The organism is Streptomyces sp. NPDC048484 (genome assembly GCF_040651415.1).
Classification (GTDB): Bacteria; Actinomycetota; Actinomycetes; order Streptomycetales; family Streptomycetaceae; genus Streptomyces.
This window is the reverse complement of sequence record NZ_JBEZJY010000020.1, coordinates 44,667-58,931: the sequence shown is the minus strand read 5'-3', so window position 1 is coordinate 58,931 and position 14,265 is coordinate 44,667. Positions and strand designations below refer to the sequence as shown.

The following is a 14,265-nucleotide window of genomic DNA, read 5'->3' as shown; positions in this document are numbered from 1 at the left end:
CCCCTCTCCGATGCAGACGCTCGCCGACATACTGGTCGGCCTGGTCGCCGCCCTGCACGCGTACATCCTGGTGCTGGAGATGTTCCTGTGGGAGCGGAAGCCGGGGCGCGGGCTGCACGGGTTCGACCCCGAGATGGCGCGGGCCACCGCCCCGCTCGCCGCCAACCAGGGGCTCTACAACGGTTTCCTCGCGGCCGGCCTCGTCTGGGGTCTGGTCTCCGACGACCCGACGGGATTCCGCGCCCAGGTCTTCTTCCTGGCGTGCGTGGTCGTCGCGGGCGTGTACGGGACGGTCACCGCGAACCGCCGCATCCTGTTCGCGCAGGCCCTGCCCGGCGCGCTCGCCCTCGCCGCCGTCCTCGCCGCCCGGTGACCTCCGACCCCCGAGCCGAACGCACCCGGGCCAAGCTGCGCCGGGCCCTCCTCGACGAGTGCGCCCGACGGCCGCTCTCGGAGGTCGGCGTCGCGGCGCTGGTGCGCGCGGCCGGGGTCGGCCGGGCCACGTTCTATCTGCACTACGCCGACCTGGAGGCGCTGGCCGTCGACGCCTGCGCCGATGTCGTACGCGACGCCGTGGACGCCCTCCACGCGTGGCGGGGCAGGCCCGACCCCAGGTCGGCGCCGGACGCCCTGCTCGCGTTCTTCGCGGACCTGCCCCCGCACGCCCCGCTCTACCGCACCCTGTTGAGCCCGGGCGGCGGCGGTCCACTCGGGCGAGTGCTCCACCAGGACCTGCGCGCCCGCAGCCTCGCCGAACGCGAACTCGTCGGCGCGCCGGAAGCCCCTCTCGTCGCCACCGCCGTCGCTTCGGCCTTCGCCGGCGTCCTCGCCGACTGGCTGCACGGGCTCGTCGAGGGCACGCCGCAGGAGATCGCCCACAAGGTGTGGCGCCTGCTCGTGGCCCTGCACTCGGTCCCGTGGGACACGGGCTCCTAGGAGTCCGGGCGGGTCAGGGCTGCCGGGAGTCCCGGCGGGTCAGGGCTGCCGGCTCGCCTGGAACGTACGCCGGTACGCCTGCGGCGACACCCCGATCGCCGCGTGCAGGTGCTGGCGCAGCGAGGTGCCCGTGGCGAAGCCGACCTCGCCGGCGACCTGGTCGACCGGCAGATCGCTGGATTCGAGCAACTGCCGTGCCCTGAGCACGCGTTGCTGGATGAGCCAGCGGCCGGGGCTCATTGCGACCTCGTCATTGAAGCGGCGGGCGAAGGTGCGCGGGCTCATCCGGGCGTGGCCGGCCAGCTCGGCCAGGGTCAGCGGCTCGTCCAGGTGCTCCAGCGCCCAGTGCCGGGTGGCCGCGGTACTCGCCGCCGTGGGTTCGGGCACGGGCTGTTCGATGTACTGCGCCTGACCGCCGTCCCGCCAGGGCGGCACCACGCAGGACCGTGCCACCCGGTTGGCCAGTTCGCTGCCGTGGTCCTTGCGCACGAGGTGCAGACAGACGTCCACGCCGGACGCGGCCCCCGCCGAGGTGAGGAGGGAGTCCTCGTCGACGAACAGCACGTCGGCGTCGAGGTCCACGTCCGGGAACATCTCCCGGAACAGCCCGGCCAGCCGCCAGTGCGTCGTCGCCCGGCGGCCGGCCAGCATCCCGGCCGCCGCCAGCACGAAGGCGCCCGTACAGATGGAGACGATCCGGGCGTCCGGCCGGATGGCCCGGAGCGCGTCGGCCACCGGGCCGGGGAGGCCGGCGCTGATGTTCGTGAGCGCGAAAGGCGGGATGACCACGGTGTCGGCCGTACACAGCGCTTCGGGGCCGTGCTCGGCGGTGATCGAGAAGTCCGAGCTGGTGCGGACCGGCTGCCCGTCGACCGTGCAGGTCAGCACCTCGTACCGGCCCTCGGCCGAGCCGAACACGCGGTTGGGGATGCCGAGTTCGAAGGGATAGACCCCGTCGAGGGCGAGTACGACGACTCGCTCCACGTGTCCGTCGTACTCCCGGCCCCCAGGAGGGCCGGGAGTTCCGGAAGGGACGGGGCGCTCCCCGCAGTCCGTCTGCAGCATGGCTCGCATGGCACGATCCTATCGAACAATGGCAATCATGCCATTTCCGCGGCCGTGAAAGCCGGGCAGGCTGGGGCGCATGAGCACTGCGAACACGATGCGCGCGATCAGTCAGGACGTCCTTGGCGGTCCCGAGGCCCTCAAGGAGGTGGAGCTGGAGATCCCGAAGCCGGGGCCGAGCGAGGTGCTGGTCCGGGTACACGCGGCGGGCCTGAACCCGACCGACTGGAAGCACCGGGCGAACGGCATGTTCCTCGGAGAGCCGCCGTTCGTCCTCGGCTGGGACGTCTCCGGCGTCGTCGAGGCCGTCGGTCTCGGCGTCAGCATCCACCGGCCCGGCGACGAGGTCTTCGGCATGCTGCCCTACCCGTATGGCGTAGGCGCGCACGCCGAATACGTCACCGCGCCGGCGCGGGCCTTCGCCCGTAAGCCGGCCGAGGTCGACCACACCCAGGCGGGCGCCGTACCACTCGCCGCGCTGACCGCCTGGCAGGCACTGGTGGACACGGCGGACGTCCGGCCGGGACAGCGGGTGCTGATCCATGCCGCGGCCGGCGGGGTGGGGCACCTGGCTGTGCAGATCGCCAAGGAGCGGGGGGCGTATGTGATCGGTACGGCCAGTTCGGGCAAGCACGAGTTCCTGCGGGGGCTGGGCGCCGACGAACTGATCGACTACCGGGAGACCGATTTCGCCGAGGCCGTGCGTGATGTCGACGTCGTCCTGGACACCGTCGGGGGCGACTACCGCTCACGTTCGCTGCGGACGCTCCGGGCGGGCGGGCTGCTGGTGTCGATCCTGGTGTCCGGGTCCCCGGAGCTCGCCGAGGAGGCGGAGGGGCTCGGCGTGCGGGCGGTGGAGTTGCTCGTGGAGGCCGATCACGCCGGGATGAGCGCGATCGCCGAACTCGTCGCCGCGGGGAGGCTGCGCGCCACGGTGTCCGAGGTGTTCCCGTTGGCCGAGGCCGCGAAGGCGCACGCGCTCGGCGACACCGGGAGGACTGTGGGGAAGCTGGTTCTGCAGGTGCGGTAGGTCTTCGCGGTGCCCCGTGGCGTCCCTGATGACGCCGCGGGGCACCGTCGGTTCTGTCACGCTGCGGGCCGCCCTCGACGGGGCGGAGGGGGCCGCGAACGGGTATGCGCCGATCAGGCGGTCACCGGGGCGCCAGGGGGCGCACCGCGGGGCGCATTGAATGCGCGACGCTTTCCCTAAATGGCAGACATATGTCAATCGAACATGCTGAAATTCCCTCTAACGAGGGTAACTTGCTGGGTGAGGGACAGCGGAGGGGTCTCACGCTGCACCATGTCGGCTCTATGCTCGCGTCACGACGTCGCCCTGGTCCCCGGTGACCCTGATGGAGGTGATGTCGTCGTGCGTGACAATCCTGGGCCACACTCCCCGCACCTGCGCGTTCACCAGAACCGTGGGCACACCGTGCTGGAATTCCACGGCGAGATCGACATCCTCGCCGCGCTGGACATCATTCCGGTGCTGGACGCGGCGACGGGACACCCGGGCGCGCAGGTCGTCCTCGACCTGCGGCACATCGAGTTCTTCGACTGCTCGGGCCTGCGACTGCTGCACCGGGCCCGGCGCCGGGTCCTCGATCAGGACGGACAGGTGCACCTGGTCTGCACCCATCCGCTGACCCTGCGCATCCTGCGCGTGACCGAACTCGCCGCGCTCATGCCACCCCTGTCGAGCATGGACGAGGCCCTCGGGCGCCCGGAGGCCGCCTCGGGGCACTTGTGAGGGATCATTTGAGGATCTTGGTGACCTGGCCCGCCCCGACGGTCCTGCCGCCCTCCCTGATCGCGAACTTCAGCCCCTCCTCCATCGCGATCGGCTGGATCAACTGGACGTGCATGGTCGTGTTGTCACCCGGCATGACCATTTCCGTGCCCTTGGGCAGCGTCACGACCCCCGTGACGTCCGTCGTGCGGAAGTAGAACTGCGGCCGGTAGTTGTGGAAGAAGGGCGTGTGCCGGCCACCCTCGTCCTTCGACAGGATGTACGCCCTCGCCTCGAACTCGGCGTGCGGGGTCACCGAGCCCGGCCTGATGACGACCTGCCCCCGCTCGACCTCCTCCCGCTTCACGCCCCGCAGGAGCAGCCCGACGTTCTCCCCGGCCCGGCCCTCGTCGAGCAGTTTGCGGAACATCTCGACGCCCGTGACCGTCGTCTTCGTCTTCTCCTCGTGGAAGCCGATGATCTCGACCTCCTGGTTGATCTTCAGCACCCCGCGCTCGATGCGGCCGGTGACGACCGTGCCGCGGCCCGTGATGGTGAAGACGTCCTCGATCGGCATCAGGAAGGGCCTGTCCACGTCGCGCACCGGCTCGGGCACGAACTCGTCGACGGCGGCGAGGAGTTCGAGGACAGACTCGGTCCACCGCTTGTCGCCCTCCAGGGCCCTGAGCGCCGAGACCCGTACGACCGGGACGTCGTCGCCCGGGAACTCGTACTCGGTGAGCAGCTCGCGCACCTCCAGCTCGACCAGTTCGAGGATCTCCTCGTCGTCGACCATGTCCGTCTTGTTCAGGGCGACGACTATGTACGGGACGCCGACCTGCCGCGCCAGCAGAACGTGCTCCTTGGTCTGCGGCATCGGGCCGTCGGTCGCGGCGACCACCAGGATCGCGCCGTCCATCTGCGCCGCGCCCGTGATCATGTTCTTGATGTAGTCGGCGTGTCCCGGGCAGTCGACGTGCGCGTAGTGCCGCCGCTCCGTCTGGTACTCGACATGCGCGATGGAGATCGTGATGCCGCGCTGCCGCTCCTCGGGCGCCTTGTCGATCTGATCGAAGGGCGTGTACGGGTTGAGGTCGGGGAACCGGTCGTGCAGGACCTTCGTCACGGCCGCCGTGAGGGTCGTCTTACCGTGATCGATGTGACCGATGGTGCCGATGTTGACATGCGGCTTGGTCCGCTCGAACTTCGCCTTGGCCATTGCAAGCCCTCCTGATCACCCGGTGACGCGAGCGTGCTCCGCTCGGTCTGTTCCGCGGTCCGTTCCGCTCGGTCGCTCTCCTCGCCTGTTCGGTACTTACTCGGTACCGCCGTTCGCACGCCGTGTCCACGGACGGGAAATCCGGTTGCGGCCGACCCACGTGAACGGGCCATGATGGCCACGGACCACTCCACGACCTCAGGAGCTCGCATGCGCCGATTCCTCGGAACCCCTCGCCCCCATCGGACGACCGTTCTCGAGGACTCGACCACGCATGCATTCCCTGAACACCGCGCGCTCCTCGCGCACCCTGAACATCGGCATCCTGGCGCACGTCGACGCCGGTAAGACCAGCCTCACCGAGCGGCTGCTCTTCGACACCGGAGTCATCGACCGGCTCGGCAGCGTCGACGCCGGCGACACCCGTACGGACGATGGCGCGATCGAGCGGCAGCGCGGGATCACCATCCGTTCGGCCGTCGCCGCCTTCACCGCCGGGGACGTACAGATCAACCTCATCGACACCCCTGGGCACTCCGACTTCATCGCGGAGGTCGAACGCGCCCTGGAGGTGCTCGACGGAGCGGTGCTGCTGCTGTCCGCCGTGGAGGGCGTACAGGCCCAGACCCGGGTCCTGATGAAGACCCTGCGGCGGCTCCGGCTGCCCACACTCGTCTTCGTGAACAAGATCGACCGCGCGGGCGCGCGGGAGGAGGGCCTGCTCGACGACATCCGGCGGAAGCTGACCCCGCACCTCGTCCCGCTCACGGGTGTACGCGGCATCGGCACGGCGCACGCCGAGGTCGTACCGCGCGCCGTGGACGAGCCGCGTACGACGGAGACGCTCGCCGAGGCGGACCCCGGCATCCTCGCCGCGGTCGTGGACGGGCCGCCGCCGACTCCGGACGACCTCCGCGCGGCGCTCGCCGCACGGACCGCCGACGGCTCCCTGCATCCGGTCCTCTTCGGGTCGGCGCTCGGCGGCCAGGGCATCGCCGAACTCGTCGAAGCCCTGCCCCGGTTGATTCCGGCACCCGCTCCGGCACCCGCTCCGGCACCCGCTCCGACACCCGACCCGGCTCCCGTCCCCGCACCCGGGGCGACCACCTCCCCGGCCGCCGTCGAGCCACGCGGCACGGTCTTCGCCGTACGCACCCGGCCCGACGGCGGCCGGACCGCCTATCTCCGCCTGTACGAGGGCGAGGTGACGCGTCGTCAACGGCTCACCTTCCTGCGGCGCGAGGCGGACGGCGGGGAGACGCAGGTGCCCGGCCGGGCTCTCGGCCTCGACGTGGTGGGCCGGCCGGGGCCGCTCACCGCCGGCAACATCGCCGCGGTGAACGGCCTGCACGGCATCCGGGTCGGCGACCGCCTCGGCCGGGGCCCGGACCGCGCCCCGCAGTTCGCCGCCCCCACCCTGGAGACCGTGGTCCGCGCCCGGGAGTCCGATCGGGCGGCGTCGCTCCGCTCCGCCCTGCTGGCCCTGGCCGACCAGGACCCGTTGATCCACGCGCGGCCCGGGCCGTCCGGCAGCACCGCGCTGCTCCTGTACGGCGAGGTGCAGAAGGAGGTCCTCGCCGCGACCCTCGCACAGGACTTCGGCATCGAGGCCGAGTTCGAACCGAGCCGGATCCGGTGCCTGGAGCGTCCGGCGGGCACGGGTGAGGCGTACGAGGAGATCCAGCGACACGGTCACACCGGTTTCTGGGCGACGGTCGGCCTTCGCGTCGAGCCGGGTCCGCGCGACCGCGGCACGGTCTTCACGTACGAGACCGAACTCGGCGCCCTGCCCCGCGCCTTCCACCAGGCCATCGAGGACACGGTGCACGCCACGCTGCTCACCGGCGGGCCGCACGGCTGGCCGTTGGCCGACTGCCGGGTCACGCTCGTCCGCTCCGGCTTCCTCGCACCGATGAGCACGGCGGGCGATTTCCGCGGGCTCACGCCGGTGGTGTTGCACCGCGCTCTGAAGCACGCGGGAACACGGGTGTACGAGCCGTACCACTCCTTCGAGGCCGAACTGCCCCTCGACGCGCTCGCCGCCGTCACCGCCCGCCTCGCCGTGTGCGGCGCGGAGTTCGGGGAGACCACGGGCGGCCGCACCTCATGGCTGGTCACGGGCCAGGTCCCCGCCCGGCACGTGCGCGACATCGAACTACGGCTGCCCGGCCTGACGCACGGGGAGGGCGTCTGGTGGTCGCGGCACTCGGGGGACCGTCCGCTCCGGTAGCCGGTACGGAGCGAGGCCGCCCGGTCGCGGGCCGGGCTCACGCGACTGACGGGGACGAACGGGGCGAACGGAGGCGGACGGGCCAGTGGTGCTCCGGCAGCCGCCAGGTACTGGTGGGGCGTGCCGGACGAGATTCCACGCACCCGTCGGCCGCCGACATCCTTTCAGAATCAACCATTCGGTCAACAAGACTGTCTGCCAAGGCATTTGAGGGGCACAAGAAAGGAGGAAGGAGGGCGGTCCACATGACGACGTCCCTTAAGCGCATGCCCGGATGGGCGAAGATCGTGAGTGCCGTCGTACTGGTTCTGGTGGTGTTCTTCGCCGGTCTGCGGTGGAGCCTGCTGCCCGGCCTGGGCGACGTGTTCGGCGAGGAAACCCACGACCGGACGGGGCCCACGCTCCTCAAGTCCATCCAGGACATCAGCCGTTACGACGCCGCCTCGGGCAACTTCCAGGTGGTGGTGGATCTGGAGAAAGACACCAAGTATCTGCCGGACGCGGTCCGCGGCAAACGCACCCTGTACGTGGGTGCGGGCACCGTCGACTCCTATGTCGACCTCGGAAAGATCCGCGACAAGGATGTGAAGGTCAACAAAGACCGCACGGCGGCCACGATCAAGCTCCCCCACGCCGCCCTGGGCAAGCCCGCACTCGACCCCGACCACTCGTACGCCGTGTCCAAGCAGCGCGGCCTCCTCGACCGGCTCGGCGATGTCTTCTCGGACAACCCGAACGACGAGCGGGCCGTGCAGCGGCTCGCCGCCCGGCACATCGGTGACGCTGCGAAGGACAGCGAACTGACCGCCCGCGCCGAGGAGAACACCACCGGCATGCTCAAGGGGCTGCTGGGCTCACTCGGCTTCAAGGAGGTACGCGTGACCTACGGGACCTGAGTCCCGGCAGGACCGCGCCCGCGAGCAGCGCGTGACTGCTCGCGGGCGCGTTCGTTCAGGGCCTCCACTCGGGCCGGACCGAACAATTCACATCACCCCGAGATCGTCCCAAGACCACCCCGAGACCACCCCGAGATCGCCCCAGGACCATCCTGCGATCACCCCGAGATCACCGACCGTGGTCCCGCCGCATCTTCGGCCACTTCACGGGTAACCGGCCTTCACCGAAACACAGTTGAAAACTGGAGGGTTGCATGGCCCGCGCAGCGCTACGACCTCGCACCACCTTTCGATTCCGCTCCGCGTCAGGCTCAGGCACCACGAAGTCGGACTCTCACTCCACGAAATCGCGCTTCCGCCGTGGAAGGACCGGCCGTCGGCCCCCGCAGGCGCCACGCGAGCGACGTCGGCCTCCCCTCGTCGTGCGCCTCTTGGTCATGCTCATCGCCTTCGCCGCCATGGTGGCGTTCGCCGCCGTGCTGGCCCGGCTCACGCTCCAGCCGTCACCGGCCTCCGTGTCGCTGACGCACAGCAATTTCCACCCGGGCCGTTCACTGCGCGCCTATCTGGACCAGCCCGAACTGCGGGACGCCTTCAAGCAGATCGGCGGCAATCTCGTTCTCGGCATCCCCTTCGGCGTGCTGCTGCCCGCCCTGGTACCCGGGGCGCGCGGCATTCTGCGGGTCATCCTGCTGACCGCGACAGCGATGCTCATGGTCGAGGTGGTACAGGGGGCGCTGATCACCGGACGCGCCTTCGACATCGACGACGTCATCCTCAACACCTCCGGGGCCCTCATCGGATATCTGCTCCTCGGCCGCCGGCTCAGTCGCGCGGTACACCCGAAGCGGCGCGACCGGAAGGCCTGAAGGCCGGGCGACGGGAGGGCGGGGTTGCGGAGGCCAGGGACGTGGGAGGGCTGGGGCGCGGGAAGGACCGGGCGGTGCGTGGGCCGAGGCGGGGGGACGTGAAGGCTGGTCCGGGGTGTGAACGAATGGTCCGTACCAAAGTCTTGACGCGCCCTTACTTCACTCCTTAAAACAAGAGGCAGCACATACCCCCCACCTCAGTCGGCTCCTCCCCACGGGATCGCCGTACGGAAGGGAGAAGTCGTGGATTCCCCACGCCTGCTCCGCAGAAGCCTCTTCGCCGCCCTGTCCGCCGTCCTCCTCGCATCCGCCGCAGTCGGACCCGCACAGGCGGATCCGGTGCGGACGGATCTCCCGCCGGCGGCCCCCACCCCGCGTGCCGCCGCGGCGGTGACGTTCTCGGACACCTTCGACGGCGCCGCCGGTTCGGCCGTCAACTCCTCGAAGTGGCAGATCGAGACCGGCGACAACGTCAACAACCACGAACGGCAGTACTACACGGCCGGCAACAACAACGCTGCCCTGGACGGCCAGGGCCACCTGGTGATCACGGCCCGCCGCGAGAACCCGAACAACTACCAATGCTGGTACGGGCGTTGCGAGTACACCTCGGCCCGCCTCAACACCTCCGGCAAGTTCACCACGGCCTATGGACGGGTCGAGGCCCGGCTGAAGGTACCGCGCGGGCAGGGAATGTGGCCCGCCTTCTGGATGCTGGGCAACGACATCGGGCAGGTCGGCTGGCCCAACTCGGGCGAGATCGACATCATGGAGAACGTCGGCTTCGAGCCCTCGACCGTGCACGGCACCCTGCACGGCCCCGGCTACTCCGGGTCCGGCGGCATCGGCGCCGGCTACTCGCTGCCCGGCGGACAGGCCTTCGCCGACGCCTTCCACACCTTCGCCGTCGACTGGACGCCCGACGCGGTCACCTGGTCCGTGGACGGAACGGTCTACCAGCGGCGCACCCCCGCCGATCTGGGCGGCAAGCAGTGGGTGTTCAACAAGCCGTTCTTCCTGATCCTCAATCTCGCGGTGGGCGGCTACTGGCCGGGCGACCCGGACGGCTCGACCACCTTCCCGCAGCAGCTCGTCGTGGACGAGGTGAAGGTGACGACGGGCTAGTGCCGCGACAGGGGTCCTGGTGGACGAAGTTGCCGCACGTTCGTCATGTGACCCATGTGTCACGTGGCACGCCCGGCCCCACCGGGCGTGCCACTCCCCTCCTCGGGTCACGTGCCGGACGCGCGCCCGGGCGCCGTCAGCAGTTCATGGCCCAGGTGTGGGAGTCCCCCCGGTCGTTCGCCACGCCGTTGTAACCGACCTCCTGACCCGGAGTGAGACAGATCGTCATGTCGCCGCCCTGCCAGGCGTCCTCGTACACCCGGACGTGGTCCTTGACGCCGGGGCCCGAGATGCCGTGGTTGGCCCACGAGGAGTCGGTGTCGGCGATCCAGCCTTCCCACCAGCCGTCGTCACCGGACCAGTTGGCCCGCTGACCGGCGAAGTTCGCGTTCTCCCAGACGCAGAAGTCACCGCTGGGGCAGCTCGCGGCGCCGGCGGGCGCGGCCAGGGCCAGGCCGCCGCTCAGCGTGAGGACGGCTGCGGCTGCGGAGACGGCGAAGCGCTTGATGATCACGAAGGGGTACTGCCTTTCTGTCGGTTGTCCAGAATGGTCCGCTCCGGAACGGTCGGCTCCGGGACGGTCCGTGTGGCGTACAGATGCGCCGCACGGTGCAGTGCGCGGGAGCGCAGCTGCCGGTAGGTGGTCAACTGGTCGCGCCGCTTCGCCCGGACCCGGGCCAGCAGGACCGGTTCGAGCCGGGCGCGCACTTCGTCGAGGCCGCTCTCGTGGGCGCACTGTGCGGCCACCCCGGGGTCGGGCCGGTCGGGCCTCGCCCCCGCGGCGGGTTCGGCGCAGCGGACCCAACGGGCGTGCGCCGCGCGGTAGTCGGGGTCTCTCTTCAAGTGCTGCCGGGCCTCTGTACGGAGGTTGTTCACAACAACCTGGGTACGGAACCAGCGCCGCTCGTCCCCGTACAGCTCACGCTGGGCGGCGGCCAGGCAGCCGTCGGTGTGCGCCTTGACCGTGTAGCCGGTGGGGAGGGTGACGGACAGCTCGGGACGACCCCTGCCGAAGAGGGCGCCCTGGAGCCGGCGGTCCTCGTCGCGGGTCCTCTCCCGGCCGGCCCCGTCCTTCCGGCGTTCGCGGGCGGTTCGCTCCAAGGACAGGCCTCGCACGGTCAGGCAGCGTTCGACGAGGACCTGTTGGGCGGCCCTGATGAGGTCGTCCCGCTCCCGTTCGCCGCTCGGGAGGGTGGGCCCCGCCCGTTCGGCATCCGTGGTCGTGGCTCCGCATCCGCCGAGCGTCAGCGCGACCAGCACGGCGGCGCACAGTGCGCGTGCGAATCGCACGGCTCAGCCGACCTCGCAGCCCATCGTGGTGTCGGACACCCCGTCGATTCTGGCGCCCCAGGCCCAGTTGTCGGCCAGGTCGTGCGCACGGATCAGGCGGTGGTAGCAGGTGTCGCGGGCCCAGTCGATGGCGTACACGGCGGTGTCGGCGTCCGACCGGAAGGAGGACGCCTTGTCATGGAGGAACTCCGGTACGTCCGTATAGCCCGGTGGTGTGTAGCACCAGGACGTGCCGTGCTGTCCGGCCCCTGTCCAGAAGCACACGGAGCCCGCGGCGGGAGTGGTGGGGGCGGCCGTCGCGGGGGCGGCGCCCAGGGCGGCCACGGCGACGAGCAGGGCTGCGGGCAGGGCGAGGCGGCGGAACATGGCGACTCCTGTCGTACGAGAGCGGGGCAAGCCGTGGAGAACCTGGCCGGGCCTTGATCACCGGCGGCCGGCAAGATCAAAGTTCCCTCCTGGGAATCGCCCCATGCGCGGCCGTGCTCGTCTCCCGGAGTCCGCGGATGCGTGGCGCCACGCCGCCCGCGACGGCTCACAACGGCGCGAAGACGCTGGTCAACGCGCCCCTCGCACGATTCACCCGGACGCGCCGTCGCCGCGGAGAACCATCAGAAGCGCCCAGGACCTGTCTGGTCGATCACGGCGAAGACGCGGGGTGTGGTGCGCACATCTGCGCTCACAAAGCACCGCAGCTCCCCTTCACCATGATCGACCGGACAGGTCCTACCGCAGGTGCCAGGTGAGCTTGTCGCCGCCGACCCAGCGGACCACTGCCGGGTCGTCCGCGTCGTGCACCGGGATGCCGTATGCCGCGGCGGCCTCCAGGACATCCGTGAAGCTCTTGGCCTCTCCGACGACGGCACCGTCGATCTCCACGATGCGGAAGGGCGGATCACCGGGCTGGACGCCCAGAACCGTGATCCTCGGGTGCGAGATGTGCGGGCTGGCGATTTCAGTCATGATCCCACCGGTTCCACAGGCGTGCCGCCGATAAGCCTGCCCGGGCGGAGCTGTCGGTCGTCGTGCGGTGCCGGGCGGTCTGGGCCACGCTGGAGGCATGGACCCGGCCGGGGCGCTGGACCGTATCGCCTTCCTGCTGGAGCGGTCCCAGGCCCCCACCTATCGCGTACGGGCGTTCCGCACGGCGGCGGACGTCGTCACGGGGCTGCCCGCCGAGGAGGTGTCCCGGAGGGCGGCCGAGGGCTCACTGGAATCGCTCAAGGGCATCGGGCCGAAGACCGCGCAGGTGGTACGCGAGGTGCTGGCCGGGCAGGTCCCGGGCTATCTGGAGAAACTGGAGGGGGGGCTGCCGAGGACCCCCTCGTCCAGGGCGGCGAGGAGCTGACGGCGCTGCTTCGCGGTGACTGCCATCTGCACTCGGACTGGTCGGACGGCGGCAGCCCCATCGAGGAAATGGGCCGTACCGCGGCGCGGCTCGGGCACGAGTGGGCGGTCCTCACGGACCACTCGCCGCGCCTCACGGTGGCCCACGGCCTGTCCCCCGAACGGCTGCGGGAACAGCTGGACGTTGTAGCGGAACTGAACGAACGCTGGGCGCCCTTCCGGCTGCTCACCGGCATCGAGTGCGACATCTTGGACGACGGGTCCCTGGATCAGGAACCGGAGCTGCTGGACCGGCTCGACGTCGTCGTGGTGTCGGTGCACTCCAAACTCCGGATGAACGCCGCCGCGATGACCCGCCGCATGGTCGCCGCCGTACGCGATCCGCGGTCCGACGTGCTGGGGCACTGCACGGGTCGGCTGGTCACCGGGCGCGGGCGACCCGAGTCGGAGTTCGACGCGGACGACGTGTTCGCGGCCTGCGCCGAGACGGGCACGGCGGTGGAGATCAACAGCCGCCCCGAACGGCTCGATCCACCCCGACGGCTGCTCCGCCGGGCAGTCGCCGCGGGTGTGCTGTTCTCCGTGGACACCGACGCGCACGCGCCCGGACAGCTCGGGTGGCAGGCCTATGGATGTGCGCGGGCCGAAGAATGCGGAGTGCCGCCGGAGCGCGTGGTCACCACCTGGCCGGCGCAGGAGCTGCTGGCCTGGACGCGAGATCGGGTAACGCCGTCGGGCGTGCGGACTCGCTGACGCGGTACTCGGGGACTTCGGGGGCCTTTGAGGCCTCGGAGACCTTGGAGACCTTGGAGACCTTGGACAGCGCGACAACGCGATTTTGCGGCGAAGGGACAACATATGGAGCGGGCGGCCGTGTTCGATGTGGACGGCACTCTCGTCGACACCAACCATCTGCACGTGACGGCTTGGTGGGAGGCGTTCCGGCAGGCCGGACACGACGTGTCGATGCATGCCGTCCACCGGGCGGTGGGCCTCGGTTCCGACGACCTGATCGCACATCTGCTGGGCGACGGGCGGGACACCGGGGAGGACGACACGATCAGCGCCGCTCACAAGGCCCTGTACGGCACGTACTTCGAGCGGCTGCCCCCGTTGCCGGCTGCCGGGGACCTGCTGCGCCGGCTGGACCGTGACGGCTGGGCGGTCGTCCTCGCCACCTCCGCGGGCGGACCGGAGCTGGGGGCGCTCCGACGGGCCATCGACGCCGACGACGTCATCAGGGCGACGGCGAGCTCCGACGACGTGAACGCCGGGAAGCCCGCGCCCGAGCCGGTGGAGCACGCCCTGGAGCTGGTCGGGGCCCTGGCCGAGCACTCGGTCTTCGTCGGTGACACGGTCTGGGACATGCGTGCGGGCGCCCGGGCGGGTGTTCGCTGCGTGGGCCTGTTGTGCGGCGGCATCCCCCGTGCCGACCTGGAAGAGGCCGGCGCGAGCGCCGTCTATCGGGACCCGGCCCATCTCCTCGCGTCACTCTCCGGAAGCCCTCTGGCACCGAGAGGCTGACCGCACGGCCAACCAGCCGACCAGCCGAACGGCTG

Annotated in this window: 14 protein-coding genes and 2 pseudogenes; 10 read left to right on the top strand and 6 right to left on the bottom strand. The window is 70.7% G+C overall.

Annotated features, from left to right (window positions below):
- Nucleotides 1–10 precede the first annotated feature (10 nt).
- Together AB0D14_RS21200 and AB0D14_RS21195 are read left to right on the top strand one after the other, a co-directional pair.
- Nucleotides 11–373: a DUF1304 domain-containing protein gene (locus tag AB0D14_RS21200; RefSeq protein ID WP_362781225.1), complete on the top strand. Its 363-nt coding sequence runs from the start codon at nt 11–13 to the stop codon at nt 371–373.
- The gene (locus AB0D14_RS21195) at nt 370–936 is read left to right on the top strand and encodes a TetR/AcrR family transcriptional regulator (RefSeq protein ID WP_362781223.1); all 567 of its coding nucleotides are present in this window, start codon (nt 370–372) and stop codon (nt 934–936) included. The genes AB0D14_RS21200 and AB0D14_RS21195 overlap by 4 nt, the downstream gene beginning before the upstream one ends.
- A 39-nt stretch (nt 937–975) precedes the next feature.
- On the opposite strand, the gene AB0D14_RS21190 is transcribed toward AB0D14_RS21195, so the two are convergent.
- On the bottom strand, nt 976–2,010 hold the full coding sequence (locus AB0D14_RS21190) for a helix-turn-helix domain-containing protein (RefSeq protein WP_362781222.1): 1,035 nt from the start codon (nt 2,008–2,010) through the stop codon (nt 976–978).
- A gap of 70 nt (nt 2,011–2,080) precedes the next feature.
- Between AB0D14_RS21190 and AB0D14_RS21185 the strand changes: the two genes are divergently transcribed.
- The gene (locus AB0D14_RS21185; protein WP_362781220.1) at nt 2,081–3,031 is read left to right on the top strand and encodes an NADP-dependent oxidoreductase; all 951 of its coding nucleotides are present in this window, start codon (nt 2,081–2,083) and stop codon (nt 3,029–3,031) included.
- A gap of 342 nt (nt 3,032–3,373) precedes the next feature.
- On the top strand, nt 3,374–3,754 hold the full coding sequence (locus AB0D14_RS21180; protein WP_362781218.1) for an anti-sigma factor antagonist: 381 nt from the start codon (nt 3,374–3,376) through the stop codon (nt 3,752–3,754).
- A gap of 4 nt (nt 3,755–3,758) precedes the next feature.
- Here the strand turns inward: AB0D14_RS21180 and tuf are convergent, their stop codons facing one another.
- Entirely contained in the window at nt 3,759–4,952 is a 1,194-nt protein-coding gene (gene tuf / locus AB0D14_RS21175; protein ID WP_362781217.1) for an elongation factor Tu, read from the bottom strand.
- 274 nt (nt 4,953–5,226) lie between these two features.
- Between tuf and otr(A) the strand changes: the two genes are divergently transcribed.
- The 4 genes and pseudogenes from otr(A) to AB0D14_RS21155 form a co-directional block, all read left to right on the top strand.
- The gene (gene otr(A) / locus AB0D14_RS21170; RefSeq protein ID WP_362781216.1) at nt 5,227–7,182 is read left to right on the top strand and encodes a tetracycline resistance ribosomal protection protein Otr(A); all 1,956 of its coding nucleotides are present in this window, start codon (nt 5,227–5,229) and stop codon (nt 7,180–7,182) included.
- A gap of 245 nt (nt 7,183–7,427) precedes the next feature.
- On the top strand, nt 7,428–8,078 hold the full coding sequence (locus AB0D14_RS21165) for a DUF4230 domain-containing protein (protein ID WP_362781214.1): 651 nt from the start codon (nt 7,428–7,430) through the stop codon (nt 8,076–8,078).
- A gap of 254 nt (nt 8,079–8,332) precedes the next feature.
- Nucleotides 8,333–8,947 (top strand): VanZ family protein, encoded by a 615-nt coding sequence (locus AB0D14_RS21160; RefSeq protein ID WP_362781212.1) that lies wholly within the window; start codon nt 8,333–8,335, stop codon nt 8,945–8,947.
- 243 nt (nt 8,948–9,190) lie between these two features.
- Nucleotides 9,191–10,066, top strand: a pseudogene (locus AB0D14_RS21155) (glycoside hydrolase family 16 protein); the annotation flags it as partial.
- 142 nt (nt 10,067–10,208) lie between these two features.
- Here AB0D14_RS21155 and AB0D14_RS21150 read toward each other — a convergent pair.
- The 4 genes from AB0D14_RS21150 to AB0D14_RS21135 form a co-directional block, all read right to left on the bottom strand.
- Nucleotides 10,209–10,580: a peptidase inhibitor family I36 protein gene (locus AB0D14_RS21150; protein ID WP_362781362.1), complete on the bottom strand. Its 372-nt coding sequence runs from the start codon at nt 10,578–10,580 to the stop codon at nt 10,209–10,211.
- Nucleotides 10,581–10,582: 2 nt separating this feature from the next.
- Nucleotides 10,583–11,362 carry a hypothetical protein gene (locus AB0D14_RS21145; RefSeq protein ID WP_362781210.1) on the bottom strand — a complete coding sequence of 260 codons (780 nt, stop codon included), beginning with the start codon at nt 11,360–11,362 and terminating at the stop codon, nt 10,583–10,585.
- Nucleotides 11,363–11,365: 3 nt separating this feature from the next.
- Nucleotides 11,366–11,728, bottom strand: a complete 363-nt coding sequence (locus AB0D14_RS21140; RefSeq protein WP_362781209.1) for a hypothetical protein — start codon at nt 11,726–11,728, stop codon at nt 11,366–11,368.
- Between the two features lie 357 nt (nt 11,729–12,085).
- Nucleotides 12,086–12,322 carry a hypothetical protein gene (locus AB0D14_RS21135; protein WP_362781207.1) on the bottom strand — a complete coding sequence of 79 codons (237 nt, stop codon included), beginning with the start codon at nt 12,320–12,322 and terminating at the stop codon, nt 12,086–12,088.
- Nucleotides 12,323–12,419: 97 nt separating this feature from the next.
- Here AB0D14_RS21135 and AB0D14_RS21130 point away from each other — a divergent pair.
- Nucleotides 12,420–13,459: pseudogene (locus AB0D14_RS21130) on the top strand (PHP domain-containing protein).
- A gap of 105 nt (nt 13,460–13,564) precedes the next feature.
- Nucleotides 13,565–14,230 carry an HAD family hydrolase gene (locus tag AB0D14_RS21125; protein ID WP_362781206.1) on the top strand — a complete coding sequence of 222 codons (666 nt, stop codon included), beginning with the start codon at nt 13,565–13,567 and terminating at the stop codon, nt 14,228–14,230.
- Nucleotides 14,231–14,265: the final 35 nt, after the last annotated feature.